The organism is Rhodococcus pseudokoreensis, from assembly GCF_017068395.1.
Lineage (GTDB): Bacteria > Actinomycetota > Actinomycetes > Mycobacteriales > Mycobacteriaceae > Rhodococcus_F > Rhodococcus_F pseudokoreensis.
Genome location: NZ_CP070615.1, coordinates 66,752 through 85,404, shown reverse-complemented (window position 1 = coordinate 85,404; position 18,653 = coordinate 66,752). Strand labels below are relative to the sequence as shown.

General features: G+C 64.8%; 18 protein-coding genes. 3 read left to right on the top strand and 15 right to left on the bottom strand.

Annotated features, from left to right (window positions below):
- Positions 1 to 51 precede the first annotated feature (51 nt).
- The 13 genes from JWS13_RS02620 to JWS13_RS02560 all read right to left on the bottom strand — a co-directional run bounded on the left by JWS13_RS02620 (position 52) and on the right by JWS13_RS02560 (position 14,551).
- Entirely contained in the window at positions 52 to 3,024 is a 2,973-nt protein-coding gene (locus JWS13_RS02620) for a TniQ family protein (RefSeq protein WP_206004374.1), read from the bottom strand.
- Positions 3,021 to 4,082: an AAA family ATPase gene (locus JWS13_RS02615; RefSeq protein ID WP_206004373.1), complete on the bottom strand. Its 1,062-nt coding sequence runs from the start codon at positions 4,080 to 4,082 to the stop codon at positions 3,021 to 3,023. Before JWS13_RS02615 ends, JWS13_RS02620 begins: the two co-directional genes overlap by 4 nt.
- Positions 4,079 to 6,124 carry a helix-turn-helix domain-containing protein gene (locus tag JWS13_RS02610; protein ID WP_206004372.1) on the bottom strand — a complete coding sequence of 682 codons (2,046 nt, stop codon included), beginning with the start codon at positions 6,122 to 6,124 and terminating at the stop codon, positions 4,079 to 4,081. The genes JWS13_RS02615 and JWS13_RS02610 overlap by 4 nt, the downstream gene beginning before the upstream one ends.
- Positions 6,121 to 7,014 carry a TnsA-like heteromeric transposase endonuclease subunit gene (locus JWS13_RS02605; RefSeq protein ID WP_241032032.1) on the bottom strand — a complete coding sequence of 298 codons (894 nt, stop codon included), beginning with the start codon at positions 7,012 to 7,014 and terminating at the stop codon, positions 6,121 to 6,123. The genes JWS13_RS02610 and JWS13_RS02605 overlap by 4 nt, the downstream gene beginning before the upstream one ends.
- Positions 7,015 to 7,051: 37 nt before the next feature.
- Complete coding sequence (locus tag JWS13_RS02600; RefSeq protein WP_206004371.1) at positions 7,052 to 7,999, bottom strand: C40 family peptidase; 948 nt, start codon at positions 7,997 to 7,999, stop codon at positions 7,052 to 7,054.
- A 270-nt stretch (positions 8,000 to 8,269) separates the two neighbouring features.
- The gene (locus JWS13_RS02595; protein WP_206004370.1) at positions 8,270 to 8,458 is read right to left on the bottom strand and encodes a hypothetical protein; all 189 of its coding nucleotides are present in this window, start codon (positions 8,456 to 8,458) and stop codon (positions 8,270 to 8,272) included.
- A gap of 56 nt (positions 8,459 to 8,514) precedes the next feature.
- The gene (locus JWS13_RS02590) at positions 8,515 to 9,402 is read right to left on the bottom strand and encodes a hypothetical protein (RefSeq protein WP_206004369.1); all 888 of its coding nucleotides are present in this window, start codon (positions 9,400 to 9,402) and stop codon (positions 8,515 to 8,517) included.
- Entirely contained in the window at positions 9,402 to 10,391 is a 990-nt protein-coding gene (locus tag JWS13_RS02585) for a hypothetical protein (protein ID WP_241032031.1), read from the bottom strand. Before JWS13_RS02585 ends, JWS13_RS02590 begins: the two co-directional genes overlap by 1 nt.
- 44 nt (positions 10,392 to 10,435) lie before the next feature.
- On the bottom strand, positions 10,436 to 10,720 hold the full coding sequence (locus tag JWS13_RS02580) for a hypothetical protein (protein ID WP_241032030.1): 285 nt from the start codon (positions 10,718 to 10,720) through the stop codon (positions 10,436 to 10,438).
- Positions 10,721 to 10,879: 159 nt separating this feature from the next.
- On the bottom strand, positions 10,880 to 11,833 hold the full coding sequence (locus JWS13_RS02575; RefSeq protein ID WP_206004366.1) for an alpha/beta fold hydrolase: 954 nt from the start codon (positions 11,831 to 11,833) through the stop codon (positions 10,880 to 10,882).
- 461 nt (positions 11,834 to 12,294) lie between these two features.
- Positions 12,295 to 12,630: a hypothetical protein gene (locus tag JWS13_RS02570; RefSeq protein WP_206004365.1), complete on the bottom strand. Its 336-nt coding sequence runs from the start codon at positions 12,628 to 12,630 to the stop codon at positions 12,295 to 12,297.
- A 109-nt stretch (positions 12,631 to 12,739) separates the two neighbouring features.
- Positions 12,740 to 13,207, bottom strand: a complete 468-nt coding sequence (locus JWS13_RS02565; protein WP_206004364.1) for a hypothetical protein — start codon at positions 13,205 to 13,207, stop codon at positions 12,740 to 12,742.
- Between the two features lie 480 nt (positions 13,208 to 13,687).
- Positions 13,688 to 14,551, bottom strand: a complete 864-nt coding sequence (locus JWS13_RS02560) for an A24 family peptidase (protein ID WP_206004363.1) — start codon at positions 14,549 to 14,551, stop codon at positions 13,688 to 13,690.
- A gap of 423 nt (positions 14,552 to 14,974) precedes the next feature.
- Here JWS13_RS02560 and JWS13_RS02555 point away from each other — a divergent pair, with 423 nt between their 5' ends.
- The 3 genes from JWS13_RS02555 to JWS13_RS02545 all read left to right on the top strand — a co-directional run bounded on the left by JWS13_RS02555 (position 14,975) and on the right by JWS13_RS02545 (position 17,000).
- Entirely contained in the window at positions 14,975 to 15,328 is a 354-nt protein-coding gene (locus tag JWS13_RS02555) for a hypothetical protein (RefSeq protein WP_241032029.1), read from the top strand.
- Between the two features lie 99 nt (positions 15,329 to 15,427).
- Positions 15,428 to 16,018, top strand: coding sequence for a hypothetical protein (locus JWS13_RS02550; protein ID WP_206004360.1), 591 nt, complete (start codon positions 15,428 to 15,430; stop codon positions 16,016 to 16,018).
- Positions 16,019 to 16,184: 166 nt separating this feature from the next.
- Positions 16,185 to 17,000: a CPBP family intramembrane glutamic endopeptidase gene (locus tag JWS13_RS02545; protein ID WP_206004358.1), complete on the top strand. Its 816-nt coding sequence runs from the start codon at positions 16,185 to 16,187 to the stop codon at positions 16,998 to 17,000.
- Between the two features lie 119 nt (positions 17,001 to 17,119).
- On the opposite strand, the gene JWS13_RS02540 is transcribed toward JWS13_RS02545, so the two are convergent.
- Both JWS13_RS02540 and JWS13_RS02535 read right to left on the bottom strand, forming a co-directional pair.
- Positions 17,120 to 17,986 (bottom strand): ribbon-helix-helix domain-containing protein, encoded by an 867-nt coding sequence (locus tag JWS13_RS02540; RefSeq protein ID WP_206004356.1) that lies wholly within the window; start codon positions 17,984 to 17,986, stop codon positions 17,120 to 17,122.
- 219 nt (positions 17,987 to 18,205) lie between these two features.
- Positions 18,206 to 18,595, bottom strand: a complete 390-nt coding sequence (locus tag JWS13_RS02535) for a hypothetical protein (protein WP_206004354.1) — start codon at positions 18,593 to 18,595, stop codon at positions 18,206 to 18,208.
- Between the last annotated feature and the right edge of the window lie 58 nt (positions 18,596 to 18,653).

Below are 18,653 nucleotides of genomic sequence, written 5' to 3'. Positions count from 1 at the left end.
GTCCTTCTTGTCGTCCTGGTCGTGGCTGTCCTGGGCTGATGGTGTGGTTTCTCATGGGTTTGTCGCTCCTGGGTTCTCACTGTTCTGTCGCTTTCTTGGCGTGTTGAGTTCGCGGAGGGCAGCGCGCCGCCCGTCTGGGGTGAGTCGGTAGTAGGTGCGGCGTCGTCCTGGTCCGCATCCGGGTGGGGCGCCCGCGAGCCAGTCGGCCTCGTCTTCGTCGCGGCTGGTGAGCCATCCGGCTTGTTCGAGACTTCTCAGGAGTGGGTAGAGGGTGCCGTGTTGGATGCTGGTGCATTGATGCAGGCCGTGGCCATAGAACTCCTCGGCATCGGTTGTGGTGAGGTGGCGTAGCAGGGTGAGCGTGGTGCGGGTCATCCGCAGCCGACCGACGGGGATATCTCTGAAAGGTTTGAGGAGGCCAGGGTTTCGTGGCGGTGTCATTGCTTCGCGCACCGCGTGTGCGAGGGTCTTCGCGTCGGGCATTGCGAGGGCACTGCAGGCATGCAGGGCGGCGGTCATCAGTGGCTGAACGTGCTCGTTGTCGAGTTCGCGCAGCAGCGTCTGTCCGTGTGGGGTGGGCTTGTGCGCGGTGCCGCGACGGGATCGGTGGAACAGGGGTGCTCCGACGTGATGTTCGAGGAGTCGGAGTTGGTGGAGCAGGCTGTTCGACTTGATTCCGAGGTAGCCGGCGGCGGTGCCCAGGGAAGGGAACGCCATCGTGATCCGGAAGCGGTGCAGCCGAATCCAACCGTGCAGGGTGCCCTCGACAGATGCGCGGATGATCGGTGGGAGGTGGTCGAAGGTCATGATCATCTCGGTGCGGCTCGCGACGCCTTGCGGCCGAACCGGGATGCCGTGCTGATGCAGGGCATTGTTGACGCGCATCTGCTCGGTGCCGAGTTCGACGGCGATGTCGGCGGTCGAACGAAGCTGCGCGCAGTACTGCTCGCGCAGCCAGACCGGGTCGATGCGGAAGGGTGCACGGGCCCTGCGCAGGGAGATCCCGGCTTGTTTGGCGAATCGGGTGATGATGTGGCGGCCGATGCCGGTGTCGGCGGCGATGTCGTTCAGGCTGCGTCCGGCCTGGATGTATTCGCGATCGAAGAACTCGCGGGTGAACAGCCTGGCGGCGTGTTGTTCACGCAACCATGCGGCGGGTGCCGCATGGGGCGCCCACTGTCGTCGTGGTTGGTCGAGACGTTCCATCGCGATGCGGACGTGCTCGAGGTGGACGCCGAGAACCTCGGCGGCCTCCCTCGAGGAGCGGTGTTCGTCGACGACCAGGCGACTGACCTTGTCGGGGTCGAGGTCGCCGGTATCGATGCCCGGCAGGGCGAGCCCGTCGGCGAGGTCGGTTGGTGGCGACCAGGTCAGTGGTTCGTCGATGGCGAGGTTAACCAGTATGGATTCGGCGTGTTCGTTCAGGGCTCGGCGCAGCGGCGCTGCCATGGCGGTGGTGAACTCGACGAAGGTGCCGCGGTCATTGGGGCTGCGGAACGCCAGTGGGTGGCGGTGGTCGGCGAGGTCGGCACCGGACAGCAGTTGATGCAGGTGACGTTGGGCGTGCCGCAGCCGTCCTTGACGGTGCTTGCCGGGGTGCGCTCCGACCGAACAGGCGAGGTCACGCCACTGGTCCCAGGTGATGGTTTCGGCGGGGATCTGCTCACGTCTCCGCTGGTAGTCGATCGGTGTGCCGTGTTGGTCGAGGTGTTCGGTGATGCGGCAGAGAAGCACGAGGACATCGGTCAGCGCCGATCCGCTGGGAAGCTTGTCGAATCCTTGCAGGGTGATGCTCAGGTTGGCGGCGGTGACGCGTGGGTTCAACAACCCGGCGTGGGTGTCCATCCGCTGCGAGGGATCACCGGGGACGGTCAGCAGGACACTGAGAGCAGCTCGGAACAGGTCGGTGTGGAAGCCGCCCGCGACGGGCAGCAGACGGCCGGCCCAGTCGGGCCAGAACAGTTGCGGCAGCATCCGGATCCGCGCAGCCCCATCGGCGCGCGGTATTGCGGCCGAGGCAGTGATTGTCCGCATGCGCAGCCGGACGGCTCCGGGTAGATCGGCGTCGACGGCGCGCAGATAGCGGTTGGGAAATTGGCTCGGCATGACCACAAAGTGTCGCTTGGTGAACTCTGGTGGCGAGACCCGTTGTGGATTAGGATGGTTCGTCACCAGTGTGCGCAGCTCGTCGATCGCGCTAGCCTCGTCGTCCCCGAGAACAGTCCTGGCGCGAATCAGAAGCGCCGCGGTCAGTGCCGCATCGAGGTCGGGCGGGCTGCCGTTGCGCGGTTGCGGCGGAGTCGCGTGCCGACGCGGGTTGATCGCGCGGGCCGCAGCGATCGCGGCCGCGCGGTCCAGGCGCAGCAACCAGGCCACCACCAGATGCAGATCGGTCAGTGTCGCATGGGCCGGATCGGGGCCAGGTGCGCGGGCCGCGGCCATCAGTTGATCGATCCAGGACTGGGCATCGAGGACTTCGTCGGGGGCGGGTAGGTCCGCCGCGGCGAATAGCTCGCCGCCGCAACGCAGCCACGACCGACTAATGGGGCGGCTGCAGGTCGACGCCGGTGGTGCGGTGGCGCCGCCGACGATCTGCACTCGGGGCGTTGCTCGGCAGTCCGGTCCCGGGCAGGTGTCGTGCAGCAGCAGCCGGTGCCGACCGCAGACCATCGCCCAACTCGACCGCCACGACAGTTGCCAACGCCCGTCGGCCTCGGCCAAACAGCGCGGGCAGAACCGTGAACAATGCATCGATAGCCGTTCGATCCCGGGGACGGCGGGACCGGTCGCGGCGTCGAGACGACGGGCCGGCAGCCCGGTAGCGGCTTCGATGCGGCGCAGCTCCGTGGAATCAAGTTCATCGACCAGCTGGCGGATCGATAGACCGAGGTGATCGGTGCCCAAGGCGCGCAGCACTTCCCGCGGGGAGGTGTCGTTGCGGCGGGCCAGCGCGTCGATCCAGGAATCCAGGCTCTCGCCGGCGGTGATCGGTGTTCGCAACGGCAGAGTGGTGATCGTGGTCATCGCCTCACCTGCTTGCGCTCGACTCTCGTGCGGGTCGCGGCTTCGAGCCGGTGGCGTGCCTTTTCGGAGGCTTCGTCGATGCGGACGGTGTCGAGCAGCTCCTGTGACATCGCCTCGGCTCCGGTGCGGATCGCTTTGAAGCAGCCGCGGTTGATCAGCGTCATCAGCGACCCGATGTGCCCGCCGGTGCGGGCGAACAGGTAGTCGGCCAGGCCGGTGAGCTGTCCGGGCTGCCAGCAGGTGAGCACCAACTGTTTGTCGACCGCCTTGACCAGGGATTTCCAGTGACGGTCGTGGGCGAAGGTGCCGACTTCGAGGCGGGTCCAGCGCCGGGCGCTTTGCGCCAACGCGGCCGAGGACCCGGACAGGCCCTCCTCGAAGAACCGGCGTTCTCCGAGACCGACTCCGGCGTAGATGAACGTCACCGGCAGCTCATTGGCCAGCCATTTCAGGTGATTGCTGACGGCGAGCCCGTCTCGGCTGTTCTGGTCGATGAAGTGAATATCATCGATGATCCCGACCCGCGAATCACACGAGAGGACGCAGTCCAGGGCGTAGGTGGCCAACTGGGCGGCGCTGCCGCGATCGGCGCCGGGATGCCCGTAGAACTGGCAGATCATCTTGTTCAACGTCCGCAGCGTGGTGTTCGAGGTCAGACCGACCCGGAACACCGGAATGTGCTCATCACCGGACTCGGTGACCGGGCCGCGGCGACGCAGGGCCTGGCGGTGATAGTCGCGGCCGAACAGGTTGACGATGGTCGTCTTGCCCAGACCGGGGAACCCGTCGATGACCGCCGCGCCCCGAACACGATCGGGATCTTGACGATTCGAGGCGACGATCAACTCCAATTCGTCGCGCACCGCCTTCAGCTGCGGGGTGGCGATGGTGCCGAAGTTGGCGTGCCAGTCGTGGCGGGCGTCGTCATAGTCCTCGCGGGCGTCACTCCCCAAGGCGGACAACGCCGTAGCGGTAAGGGTGTCGGGCCGGGTGCGGGGCGCGGTGTCGACGAACCGGCGCCACCCGTCCTTGCGGGAGAGGCTGTAGGCGCTGCTCACTCGAGCACCTCCAGCGCGTCGGCGTAGAAGTCGTCGACGTCGTCGAGGATCTCGCTGTCGTCATCGTCGTCGCCAACCACCGGCGGGCCCGAGCTGGTGGTGGCGGCGCTCAGCGCCGGAACAGGGTCGGCGGCCAGTTCGAGCTCGGCTGCCGCGGCCAGGCCGCTGCGCTCGGCCGCCAGCCGGGCGGCCATGCGCCGTTCGCGCCGGTCGAGAACCTCACCCGCATCCCACCGGCTCAGCAATGTGGCCAGCGTCTCGGCGGGGTCGGTGAAACGGTCGGTGCGGCGGGCGAGGATGCGGGCGTAGCGGGCGGCCTCGTCGGAGAAGGGAGTGCCCAGCATCGGCGCGTGTTCCCAGTCGAGCTGATGCCACTGCCCATCGCCCGGGTCTTGAAAGTAGATGTGGCGGACATCGTCGTCGTTGACGCGAAACGGCCATTTCCCGGCGTCGAGGCCGCCGTAGGGGCTGGTCGCGTTGCGGTAGCCGTCCAGTGCAGGACCGTTGTAGCGGCGGCCGTCGATCTCGACGCCGTAATGCTGGATGGTGCGTTTGACCACCCGCAGGAACTCCAAGGCGAGCTCCGGGGCGGCCGGGATCCGCAACACTCCCGCCTTGGCGATGCCCAGGGCGAACATGTCATTCGGCGACATCGCCAGATTCGGCCACTCGGCGACCGCGATCCCGTCATGGTCACTCGGGTGGTAGACCGTCACGATCCAGTCGCGGATCACATCCTCGAGCTCGTGCAGGAACAAAAACGCCTGCTCCTCGAGACCTTCTCCGCGGCTGTGCAGGTCCGGGCCCTTGTAGGCCGGAAGATGTTGTATCAGACCCTCTCTCAACGAACGAAAGAACCTCTCGACCGTGGGCTTGTCGGTGGGCTTGCGCGGTTGGGCCGGCTGGATCGAGATCCCCAATCGGGCGCAGACCCCGATCACATGCGCCGACAGGAACGCCTTGCCGTGATCGATCACCAGGGTCTCGGGCGGGCACCAGATCTCGGCGTCGGCGCCGGTGTTCTCCTCGGTGAACACCAGATGCTTCGGCAACCCGTGCACCGGCCCCAACGCTGGGCGCCCCGCGCTGCGGCCTGTGACCGACTCGAACAACACACTGGCGACATCAACCGATTTCGTGGACACCGGGGTCACCTTCAACCCCAGGATCTGCCGGTCGAAGAGATCCTGCGCGACCGTCAGCTGCGCCCGCACCCACCGACAGGTCACCGGCTCCATCGCGAACACATCCAGATCCTGGGTATCCAGAATCAGATACTCACCCGGACGCGTGGCGCGCAGCCGGCCGTAAACCCCCTTCGGGCGTTGGGCGATCGAACGCCGCGCCTTCGCCGACCCACTCACCGCGTTCGTGCCCTTAACCAGCTCTGCCAGCCGCCGATAGGCGGTCGCCTGCGACGGCAGCGCCACCACTCCCACCCCGTGGTCGCGCTCGAGCCGCTCGGCGGCTCGCATCAGCACCGCCGAGCGGGTCGGTGTCGACGCCGACACCCCCGCCGCCAGCTCCGCGGCCACCGCCGCCTCCCAGCGCGGATCCACCGTCGAGCCGCGGCCACGGCCGCGCCGGTCATCGACCAGCCCCGCCTCACCGGCATCCCGGTAGGCGGCCACCCACCGCTCGACAGTGCGCGACGCCACCCCCAACTCCGCGGCCTTGGCCTCGCAGCGTGCCTTCAGCCCCACCGCCGGCGCATAGCCGGGGCGGGGCTCATCTGTGCGCGCGGCCTCGGCGTAACCGGACCTGTAGCCGGTCAACACCTCCCGGACATGCTCGCCTCGCGCTGCGGCCTGCTCCCGCTCGGCCGGTGACAGCCCCGCCAGCACCAGCCCCGGATCCAGACCTTCCTCGACCGGCTCCAAACCACGTGCCCGCGAGACGAACTCCGCCAAAGCGAAGCTTCCGTAGCGGCCGTCCGCGTACTCAACGACCACCTTACGGCCGTCGAACTCCACGACCCGCGCCGCGTCGCCGTCGACCATCAGCCCCGCCCCGACCGCGACCGTCACCGTGCGCGCGTTCACGCCACCACCTCCGCCGACACCAGCGTGTCGCCGCCGAGAACCCGCGACAGATCCGCCACCAGCCACGATCGCCACAACAGGTGCAGGATCACCGGTCGCACCAGCCACTGCGGCACCGACAGGCCCAGCCGCCGTTCCAAAGCGGAGATCGCCACCGGCACGACCGCCGCATCGATCACCGCCGGCACCAGTTCGGTCGCGATCGTGGCAGGCCGCCGATACCCGGCCAGAAAGCGCAAGTTCTCCACCAGCACCGCATCGGCACCCGTCCATACCTCGAACCCGAAACCGTGTCGCTCACACACCGCCCTCGTCCACGCGAACTGAGCCGCAACCTTCGGATCGGCAACGCGGGCAGCTGCCTTCACGTCCACCACCGTCAGCGTTCCATCCTTGTGCGCCAGCAGCAGATCCGGCACATGCCGTCGTTTCCGATCGCCATCGACACCTTCGAGCAGGAACGGTTGCGCCGCGATCGCCACCACGGTCGGGTCCTGGTCCGCTAGAAGGATTCTCGCCAGTTCCAGACGGCTCTCGTAGACCACATGACCACCCGTGGTAGCCGACCAGTACCAACCCGAATAGTGCCGCCGCCCCTGCCACGACCGGAACTCCCGCACCGGACGGCCCGCCAGCACCTCCTCCACCGGTAACCGCCGCAACGTCGTATCGACGAACGCTCCGTCGTCTCCCCGGAACCGCACGGCCACTTCCGACCCCGGCACAACTCCCGCCAAACCAGCCCACATCAGGCTGCCCTCATTAGTCATGGCGGACACCCAACCGCCCAAGCCCAGGATCAGGCCGCAGACACGCCGAGATCGATTCTCACTAAAATGTCGGAAGCGACATCTGGGCGACAGATCGATGAGAAAAGCGACATCAATCATGAGAACCTACACAAGCGCAGGGCACTGTCCCCGATGGTCACAGGAAGCGGGCGGGGATCATGTCCGGGCGGACGGCGCTGATCTGGATGAGCTGGCCGGTCTGCGGTGCTTCGAGCATTTTTCCGCCGCCGAGGTAGATCGCGACGTGGTTGGCTCCGTCTGCCTGCCAGTTCCCGAACAGCAGGTCACCGGGCTGGGCTTGGGACATGGTGATCCGCTGGCCTGCGCGGAACTGTTCCTGTGAGGTGCGGGGCAAGACCTTCGTGCCTCCGGTGCCGATGTAGTAGGCGAAGCGAGTGAGCCCTGAGCAGTCGTAGCCGGCGGTAGCTCCGCCGGTGCCGTCGCCCATCGACGGTCCGGTGAGAAGGCCTCCGCCCCATTGGTAGGGCAATCCGATCGCACGCATCGCCGCTTCGATGACCGCGCGCGCGAACTTGAGGTTGCGGGGAAAGCGGGGATCGAAGGTCAGATCGCTGACTGCGGTCGGGGCGAGCAGTCCTGTCAGGGAGGGGATGCCGGCAGCAGTGGTGGGTGCGCCGCTGACGGCAGGAGGAAGGACTAACGGATTCGTCTCCTGCGGCGGAGTTGAGAACGGTGCCTGAGCTGCGGGTCCTGCGGGGTTGGTGACACCGCCGGCGGGTCCGGGTTCCGGGCTAGGGGCGGGCAGGACGACCTCGGGAATCAGGCCCTGGGCCTCGGGCGGGAGCTGTTCCCTGGCGCCTGCAGCCCCATCCTGGACTTCCGGTGGAATGGCGTTTTCGATCTCGGCTTGCCACTCGGCGGGCAACTGCTCCTGCGCCTGCTGCACTGCCCGGGCCGCATCGTCGAGGTAGGGCTGCGGGTCCGGAACATACTGGGCGAGAGCTGGTGCCTGTTCCTGTGCGACCGCCGTGACGCTGTCGGTGATCGCGGGGTCCACTCCGCCGCCCTGGGCAGCTGATGCGCCGGCCACTGCGACGCCGACGATGATCGATGCGAAATCCATGATGTCTCCTAGCCGAGGGTGTGGCGGCCAAGGGCGGAAGTACTGTCTCGATGACCGCGAGGGTGTCGTGCGATCAGGACAGTAGAGATGGACCTGTACAACTCGACCGAACTCACAACCGGGGCAACCCAGTCGGGCATCCACATCGGCCAATAGGGCGTAGAGAATTGGACCGGATGCGGAAGATCAAATAGGGTGTGGGTACTGAGAATGCACTGGGTGAGTCGGAGGCACACCATCTTGTAGGTGGCCTCCGACTTTTCTTTCTGCTCACAGCCCCTTGCCATCTCGTCGTCCGGTATGAGCGCCGGAGCCCTCTTTCCCTTGCGTTGTGTCCGCGGTCGGATCCGCATCGTCGTGTGGCGCGGCTTTCACCACTCTGAATTGCGCGGGCGCAGCGAAGATATCGGGATGAAAGGTCAGGTCGGGGCGCCGGTGGCGCGGCTTGTCCGCAGTCATGACTGTGTGTTCCTTCCGGTGGGTTGAATCTGTCTCGAACGCCCCGCCTCGACTTGTCATGGCGTCTCGTGATCGACGAGTTGGACGACCAGGCGCTCCCCTGGTGGCTGTCCGGGTCGCTCGTACGGCACAAAATGAGCCCCCACCACCTGTAGCTGCATTCCTCGCGGCAGTAAGTGGTGCGAGTTGTCTACGCGGGAAGATTGCCCGTAGTACATGCCCCGGTCGGTCTGGATCTCGAAGACGACATCGGTGGGCCGGGCGGTCGAGTCCAGCTCGTGCAGCGAATGGGTTGCTGCAGTGAACCGGTCGAAGGACAGGACCGTCCCCGGCGATAGCGTCGAGGGCAGATCTGACGGGTTCACGACCGCGTTGGGGATGCTCACCGAGGTGTACACGAGATGACCTCGTCCGGATTCGCGTTCGTATCGTTGGATGGCCCTGTCCACTCGTTGGACCTGCTTGCGGCGAGCATCGTCGAGCTCGACAGCGTCGCCGGCCACAGCGGAGAGGGCGCTGTTCGTCTCCCGCCAGGTCTTCGGGTCCGACGTCAACGACGCCAGCGCCGTGTACTGGGCTTTCGGCATGGCGTCGAGGACCCGGCGCTTCGCCGCGGATCGAGTGTTCCGTTGTCGTGCCGACAGTGTGCGACGGAGTTCGATCGCCGGTGGCAGCTGGGGGCGTAGCCGAGAGTTTCCGATTGCCGCCGGCGTGGGCCGTGGATAGGCACGGTTGAGGTCCCGTTGCGCCCGGGTCAATCCGGGTAGGTTCTCGGTAGCGGTGTCGAGTTCTCGTGCTCCGCTGCGGAGATCGGCGCGGGTGTCGTAGGCGTGCTGCGAGATCAGGGCGCCTTCCTTGCGGGTGGCGACGTCGCTGTCGCCCCGGTCGGGATCGAACACACCGTTGCCGCGGTCTGGGCTGATCCGGTCATGGCTGCGGCCCATCAGCTGCACCGATCGAATCCGGTGACGTCGCCGCGCAGCTGGGCCAGCGCCTTTTCCCGCGCCTGATGTAGATCGGCCAGGTCGGTGGCCAGGTCACCGATCGCCGACGCTGCGAGGTCATCATTCGCCGAGTTGACCAGCAGTTCCCCGAGCGCCGGTGCGTGAGCGTCGATGCGACCGAGAGCCGCAGTACCGTCGATGGAGTCCTGAAGCATCAGTAGGTCTTGGTGATATGTCCACAACGCTGCGACCCGCCTGATCAGTGATTCTTTGACCTGGTCGAACCACCGTCGCTGCTCGTGGTGGGCAGTCCGAGCCGCGTCAGCCTCGGCACTGACCCCTGACGCGGGTTCGCCGACGCTGGCCCGGAAAGTTGCCAGCTCACCGCAGTGGCAGAGAATCACTCGGAGTTGGTCCACGATATCGAGCCGGATGCGGTGGATGTCGAGGCCCTCGTGACTCCATGCCGGCACTTCACGAATATCGTCGACGATCGCGAACGCAGTCATGGCCAGACGAAGTTCGAAGAAGTCGCCGCCGGCCCAGACGTAGGCATCGAGCTTGGCAATGCTGCCGCGGATCATCTGCTTGTCCGCCGCGGTCAGCCTGAGGGGATCGCGGCGGATCCACCACCACATCGCGAGGACCTCCACACCTGCAGCCACGGAGATGAATACCGCCAGATCCGTGATCGGAGACTGAAACAGCGGATTCATGTTGAGTAGGACAGGAATCATGCCGATCAGAACAGGCGCGATCACGACGAGGGGAATCTCGACAACGACACCGCCGTTCGTCCGCCCGAACGGGACCTGCGTACGCCACATAGTCCGTCGGGGATAGGTATTCACGTCGTAGGCGGTAAAACCCACCTCCGCTCGCCTTGCGACGATCATGGCCACCCTCGGCGAGAGGAGTTGTAAATGGATACGGTCGAGCGCCGTCAGAAACTGGTCGCTCTCAGGGTCGATCCCGACGCGATCGATCATGTCCAGAACAGCGCGAGCCGCGGGGTCGCCCGCTTCTGCCGGAATCACCGCCGTAGCTCGCTTCGCCCGATGGGCCGCTGCTCGCTGACCTGCCGCGATTCGGTGTCATTCTTTCCGGGATAGGTCCGTGGATCCGGCCGGCCCGAGGGGTGATGAGGGAAACCCTCGAATGCTTCGACGGCGGTGTCGAACTGCGCATGCTCGCCGGCCCACCGGATGTGACCGCAGCGGCAATAGGTGGCGTCTTGCCACGGGTTGTAGGTCTTCGGTTCGTGATGCAGATCGATGCACCGGTGCCGCGCCCCGACCTGCACACCATACGCTGCCACCCGGTTCAGAACATGGCGTGTGTACGACCTCGCGCCGCGGTGAACGAGCTTGTCCGTCCGGTGGTGCGCCGGACCGGATGACAGGTCAACGTCCTGGTGAATACTCAACACTTCTCCCCATCAGTGGTTGTCTCGTCAGGTCTCAGGCACGCGCAGATCTCACGCCCCGACGAGGTCGGATTTGGACCTGCGGGTGGTGTCCTGTTCGCGGCGCCCTACCGCGCGGCCGAGCAGTCGATCGAGACTCTCGCTCACCACGTCAGGGCGCTCGAGGCCGACCATGTGCCGCGCTCCGCTCACCGGGATCAGTTCGGCGAGGGGAAGAGCCGCCGCGAGTCGCTGTGAGTGCCCAATCGGGGTCACCCTGTCCCGGGTTCCACAGATGATCGACGCCGGCATCTTCGCGAGCACGTCGAGCGCCGGGGAAGCGTCGTAGATCCGCAGATCCCGCAGGAAGGCGGCCACGGTGGCGATCGGCGTCGCGTGGACCATCCCGTAGGACGTGGCGGCGGCACGGACACTTGCACTCGGAGCAAGCGGGCAAGTTGCGCCGACCACCGGCGACAAGATGCGACGTGAGAGATTCCAGCTGCGCCCGACGAGCCCTGGGGCGTGAGCTGATGCCGACCGCAATATCGTCACCGCCGGCGTATTCAGAGCGCGCCCGATGCCGGCGCCGGCGACATTGTCGACGGCGGTCGAGATCAACCCGACTCCCACGACTTGCGCGGCCGCGGCCTCTTGGTGATGGGCGACGTAGGACATCACGGCCATCCCGCCCATCGAGTGCCCGACGAGGACAATCGGCCCCTTTGGCGCCACCGTGCGAATCACCGCATCCAGGTCCCGTCCAAGCTGGCTGATCGTGTAACTGTCGGTGTCAGCCGCGTCGGATCCACCATGGCCGCGGTGATCGAAAAAGACCAACCGGGCGCGCCCACGCCATGCCTTAGCCAGGTAGTCCCGTTGCGGTGCCCAGGCGTCCATGTGGAGACAGAATCCGTGCGCGAAAATCACAGTGACCGGCGCCATCCGGGATCCGATCTCACGCACCGCAAGAGAGGTGCCGTCGGCGGTGAGGACGAGGCGTGTGCGATCCCCGGGGGCCCTCATCGCTGGCCATCCAGACCTCGAGCCAACCATCCGCATCCATACTGGTCCGCGCGGTGACGCCCGGTGAGCGACTCTGAATGAAGGTGGCGGCGGATTTTCTTCGCATCCGTCGGGTGGATACGGCGAACCTCAACATTCATCGGTACCACTCCTTAGTCCTCACGACAGCAATTGCGAGGACCATAGGTCCGGACCTTGACTACCCCACCTGGACCGCGAGCGATCGGCAACTCCGCCACAACAGACGCACCTCCGTCGTAGGAAGTGCCACCACTCCCAATCATCTGGAGGAAGATCCACACAACCGGGGTTGTGTGACATGTCTTTGGACAGAACCGATGGGTCTCCATCCACACAGGCCGACATCGCTCAGCATGATGTCCGCGCCCGGAACACCGTTGGGGCGGCGGCCGTCCTATTTGAAGGCCAGTCTGCCGGTCAACGACACGGTGGCTCCGCGCCTATCGACGGATCACCGGCCACTCCCCATCGACCGTCCTTCCCAGAGGGATCTCGGTACACACGATGTCCTTGACTGAGTAGGCGATCGCCCCGCACCGAGGGCACTGCCCGGGCAGCTGTTGGTGTCGGATCATTGCCCAGTGCTCGTCACACAGGAGGTAGTCCACGCGAGCGTCGAAGTGGCAGCAATCCTTGACGACCACCGCCCAGCGGGCCGCACGCACGAAGCCGACGGGGTCACCGGGGAAGTACTGAGGATGCTCCGCGCAGAACTCACACGGCAGTTCCGTCTGAACGATCGACGACATCGGGGCGGATTGGTCCGCATCGTCCATACCGAAAACACCTCCCAATCTCGAAACCCGTCACCCGGCCCTCGACACCTCAGCCGAAGAACACGTTCGATCGCGCGCCGATCACGGCATCACCACCCCGCTCAGACACTCAATTTCGGATCGGGGGTCGCCGATACACTTTCCGAAACCTGCTCGCCGCCGTTTCGTACTCATCCATCCACGCGCCCAAACTTGTTCCCTCCTCGTACGGAACCGAAGCGAGAATCAACAACCCCTGATCGATGGTCGCAAGCAACTCGTCCACCTCCTCCGCTGGAACGGGGGCTGGTTTTCCCCTCAGAAGGAACCACGCCACCAAGTTAATCGTCAACGGATAGACATCCCCGAAAACTAGACGCAACCCATTGACGGCCTCCCACAGCCGCTCGCCGCAATCTCGTTGTGAGTCCGAACCCTCGGTAGCAGCAGCAAGTTCGAGCACCAACTCGCGAATGCTGATCAGCTGCGCAGGCAGTGTCGGATCGGTCAACCGCGTCGCCCTATGTCCACGACGCCGAGCCGCATCAAGCTCCCTCACAGCTAATACACAGGCGACCGAAAAAATGAAGACGGTCACTCCAGCAACCGCCGCCCACATCCCCGTCGATGAGGGCGCGATCGACTCCCCGTGCGATAGACGCAAAGTCGCGATGACGCCCAAGCTCACGACAGTCGCGTAATGCCCAACGAGGAACCTGATGCAGTCGATGTTATTCGGGGAATAAGCTAGGAAGATTGGGAGCGTCAACCCAAGATAGCCGACCCAACAACCGCCCCCTACCCACCACCCGGTTGCCCCACCCTGAACGTCGACAACCATGAGCGCCCACAACGCCACACCGACAGCACACGCCAACGAGACACTTCCCACAGCAACAAGACGAAGAACCTCGTCACGATAGAAAATCGGCCTTACCCGAATATCACTCACTCCCCTCCCCTCCCCTTTCCTTCCCTTGTGTTTGGGAACACCCCCGGGACGTTCATCCGCATCGCACCTCCGCGCGGTTGAACTTGGCCACCACCACCAGGCAAAACCTAGGACTCCTTGCGGCGTTTAGATCCAGACGATCCACCACATCGGGGGGACCGCGATCGCCAGCGCAGTTCCGAAGACGAGGAAGGGGGCGAAACCGAACTCCCCCAAATCCTTCCGTCGTCCGATAAGTTTCACCCACAGCATCACCACGAGCGCGAGGACGTTCGGTAGCAACATCCCTGAGAGCACATTCATCCATCCGACCCATCCCAGGGCAGCACCCAGAATGAAACTCAAACGCACGTCGGCGAGCCCGGGGTAGCCGCGGGTGACGATCGCGAAGACAAGGTTGAACGCGAACACCAGCATGCCGGCGAGAAGAGCGCGCCCACCTGCCGCAGGATCTTGATCCACCGCCACAGCGAATGCCCCCAACATCAGGCCCACTGCAGTGGTCAACCGGATCAACGTCAACGGAAACCGCAGCGTGAAGTGATCGATCCACCCTGCCCACACGCACAGCAGGCTCAGTGCAAGCCAGGCCGTCAAGATCGCGTCGCCGCCGGTGAGCAGCGCGGCGCCAAACCACGTTCCCGCGGTCGTAGCCGCAGGAACGATCCGCCGGCCGGTTGCCTCTGATGGAATATCGACCGCCTTACACAACCGGGCCATCATCGGCGCTATTGCCGCAGTCAACGCCGCACCACCTGCAGCGCAGGCGCTTGCAGCCCACCACAGCCCTGTTGTGCCGTATTCGACATCAAGCCACCGAACCGCGAACCACACCACCACACTCGCGACGACGACAATCCCAGCAGGCGCGTACACCGTCGCCGACAGATGATCACTGCGTTGCCCTGCCGCATCTTCAGCACCGACGGCCGGCGATTGTGGCTCCTCGCTGGGACCACTGCCCGCCAGCTCGGACGTCGGTTCGGTCATCTTAGGCACTCCTCCGCAACTGTGCGACAGACATAAGGGATAGATCGACACTAGCCGTCCACCTGGACAGTCTCAGCACCACCGAACCGATGCGGGAGCCCGCCCACTGGAAGGGCCCTTCGAGAAACCGCAGCTTGGACCCGCTGGTGCGGCGGTGGTCGCGCCGGGCGTCGTTTTGTCCAGGTCATCACATATCACTGGGCTCGACATTGCGTCCTCCCTGTCGGACTGGAATAGAAGCGAGTACTCGTGAATCGACGAACCACCACGGAAATTGCTGCACTGTCCCTCATCACGGCCGCCATCCTCACCGGGTGCAGCAGCACAGAAGCCGAGACCGTATCCCCGTCAGCCGAACCAGCTGGTGCTGCCACACACGTCGAGTGGTCGACGAACCCCACCGTTGATCAAGGTCAGCCCGGCGTGACCGACGCTCAGACCCGGATATCCGAGACACAGCCGGCGACGACTGCTACGCAGGCCACCGCTGCCGCCGCATTGCCGCCCACGAGCGCTCAGTGCGGAATCGTCACGAACAACCTGAACGGTGCGACTGCACCTGTGATCATCATCGCCGGAACTCCGAGCTGCCCAGCAGCACTGAGCATCAGTGATCGCTACCTCAACGACCGCACGGTCGCCGCACATGGACAAGGGCGATTCGCTGTCATCGACGGTTGGAACTGCAGCTGGCCCTACCTTCCGGACCGATCACACGCCGACTCCTATCTGCAATGCGTCGACCCGACCGGGAATGCCGTCAAGATCGGCGACTGACACAGAACACCGCGGCACACCGAACCTCGTGTAGCCCACGCGCGACGCGCCGACATCGGCGCTCGCACGAACGACACCAGACGAAGGCAGTATTGACTCATGGGGGCACCAGTGAAGAAATCCACGCGCAACTCACGTCGGCCGCGGCGTGGCCGCTCCGCATCGCCGGTCCGCAGCTATGCGGAATACACCAAGCGCCTCGCCGCTGGAGCGAAAAGCGTCGTCATCGACGCCGACCCGGAGAACTGGCTGGACCTTGGTCACGTCCCCAGCGAAGTCGAGGTCAAAATTATCGGACAAACCTGCGCGGGAATCGCCGGCGGCTCCATCGCAGCCGCCGGCCGGTGCTTCGTCCAAGCGTCCAACCACGCCAGGGTCACTGCCTACGAACATGCTCACATCGAAGCGTTCGACGACAGCACCGTCGATGCCCGCGGTAAGAGCCATATCGTCGGCACCGACAACGCCAGGATCCGCGCAGAAGACAGCGCCATCGTTTTCGCGCACAGTCATTGCCACGTCCAAGCCCACGGTCAAGCTCTGATCGCCGCCACCGACACCACCACGGTCCGCATCGATGGCGAGGCCCACGTCCGAGTGAGCGGTGGCGTGCGCATCATCGGGCCCGGTCGACCCGCGAATGTCGAAACCCATCCGATCAGCCGTCTCGCACGCCACCTGAATTTCTGAGCGAGACGATCCCCGCTGTCCGGATGCGCCGCGGGGCAGAACTGTCGAGCTGGGCAGCTCATCCACGCCCCACGCTGCACTCATCAGCCGGTGATCGCATGCCTGCGGTCCAACTCGCAGCAGACGTATCACCGCACAAACGCAGTCGCTGGAAAGGTAGCTCTCGTTGTCCAACGACAAGCCCCGAACATCAACGGGTGACCTGCTCGTAGCAAGTACAAATCCACGACGGCCCGCCACGCTCAAGACCGGCTTCCCGAGATTGTGCTTGGCAGTCTTGCTGTGGGTATTCCTCATCTTTTTTGCGGGCGTACCGACCATATCCGCTCAAGAAGGGAACGCGGTCGGACTCGGCCTTCTTGTTCTTGCCATCATCTGGGGCGTGTTCCTGCTCTGCATGCTTGCTCTGTTGGGTTCCTCCCATGGCGCCCGTGCCACGGTCGCCCGGGCCCGCTGGGCAGCACGCAGCATCGGCCGCACACTTCCACAGCCTCGGACTATCGTGATGCTCCTTGCTGTCACAATCGTCACCCCGGCAGTGACGGCACTGCTGAGAGGCCCGATTCTCGACCTCGTGGTCGCGACAGCAGGAACGGACCAATCACCTGCGCAACGTGCCGCGGACGCTGATAGGTCCACCTGGTCAACGTCGGGCTGGGCCGGCCACATCCCTGGTCCGACGCTGATGTCCGGGGTCGTCTTTGAAGAACTCATGTTCCGAGGACCACTTGTCGCTGCGGTCGTCTTTGCCCGCAGATGCATTCGCAGCGGCTGGCCCAAATGGGCAGCTCGCATCCTGATCGCCGTTCTTTGGATTTTCCTTGGCTATGAATTCGGCATCGGACACGACACCTTCTCCGCCTTGAACGCAGCACTCATGGTGGTCGCCGGCCTTCTCTGGGGAGTCCTCGCCATCTGGACAAAGTCGCTGCTCCCCTCAATCGCGAGCCATGCGCTCTACAACCTCTTCGCAGACTGGTGACCACCACCCTCGTGTGGGCACGAAAGCCGGCCACCGAACGCAGCATTCTTGCGAGGGTTTCCAATCATGGGAGCACCGCAGGTGACTTAGCGTCGGGAACAGAAGGTTGTCCGCGGTGATCAGTCGGGCTGCGTATGGCGTCGCGCCTGGCGGCGAGCGTGCCTGGCCATGAGGTGCTTCCGGTTCTTCTCGCTACGGAAGACCTCGTTGTTCACTGCTTGTTCGATCTTTCCGGGTTCCTCGAGCACCCGTCTCGCGGCAAGGCGCATCAGCTCAGCGCGATCGGACCCGACCCGTGCAGCCAACCCGTCGAGCTTGTCGCGCAGAGGCTCGTCGAAGTGCACATTCGCCCTGGCGTAGATTTCGGGCCTGAGATCGCGCAGCGGCGCGATGGTTTCCAGGTCTCCGGCGAGGTCACCGGGCACCTCGAGCAGTCGTCGTAGTGCGACCCGGAGCAAGGACGTGTTGAGCTTGTCCCCGTATCGGCCGGCGAGTCGCCAGATCTGCTGCTTGCTGGACGGGTTGACCATCACGTCGACCCAGTCGGACAAACCTGTCCGCTCGGCCTCGCGGCGCATCGGATGCTTATAGCGGCCAGGCGCTTCCAGGAATCGGTGCAGCGCGATCCTCATCAGCGCGCTGACCGTGGTGTCATACGCGGCGGCCAGCGCCGCGAACTCCTGGGCTGTGTCCGGCTCCAGCTTAATCTTGAGCATGACCAGCGGGATTGCCCGCAGCGCTTCCGAAAGCCGTCGCTGTTCGGCGAGGCCAGTGCCGACAGCTTTGGGCTGGGTGACCAGTCGTCGGCAGGCAACACGAATCAACGCCCCGAATCGACGTGGGCCGATCCCCTCGGCCATGTCCTCGAGCTTGCGCTTGGTCTCTGGATCGAACCGCAGTGCAATGGGATCGCCCACCGGGATCCGCCCTGGCCTCGTCTCCGTCACCCTCGATCCGTCCTCACTGCAATGAATGTGCCCCGGCATCGGGGGACGCCGGGGCACAAGGGGGTGTTCTGGGAACAAAATTGGGGGGATGGTCACCAGAACACCAATAACTCTAGCGGTTCGTCGATCGCTCGACGCACGCCCGCCACCATAAAGACTGGTGGCGGGCGTCTTCGGCACTCACCAGCGCGGGTGGTTACGTACTCCCCAAGTTGAAGGCCTGTGGAAGTGCCGCGGGGCAGCCTGCCGTATGACTACCTACTTGATCCCCGCCGCGTCGAGAATGGATTGGGGGCTGCCGCAGACATCCGAGTTGTCGACTGCGCTGCCCTCTCCGTCGTGTCCGGCATAATCCAGCACACCTTGGATCTGCGATGTAGACAGGCCTGCCTGATGTTGCCGAAGAACAAAATCTGAGTACGGCAGGCAGATCGCCTGTCGAACAACTCGTGGGTCGTCTACATCTGTCAGGTTCGAGATCGTTCGATCAACGCCCTCCGCCGCGGCGAAGACCATGACCCCAAGGAGAAAGCCGCCAAACACGATCAACAAGGCGATCGCGACGGCCGCGCCTGCCGTGACCTTCTGCGCAAGGGTGCTCACCGGCTTGGTTGCGGAAGTGGTCGTAACCGCCTGCTCTACGGTCATGCTTGTTCTCCGTTCTGTTAATTTCCGCAGGAGACGACAACTCGCCTCCTCGTAAGCG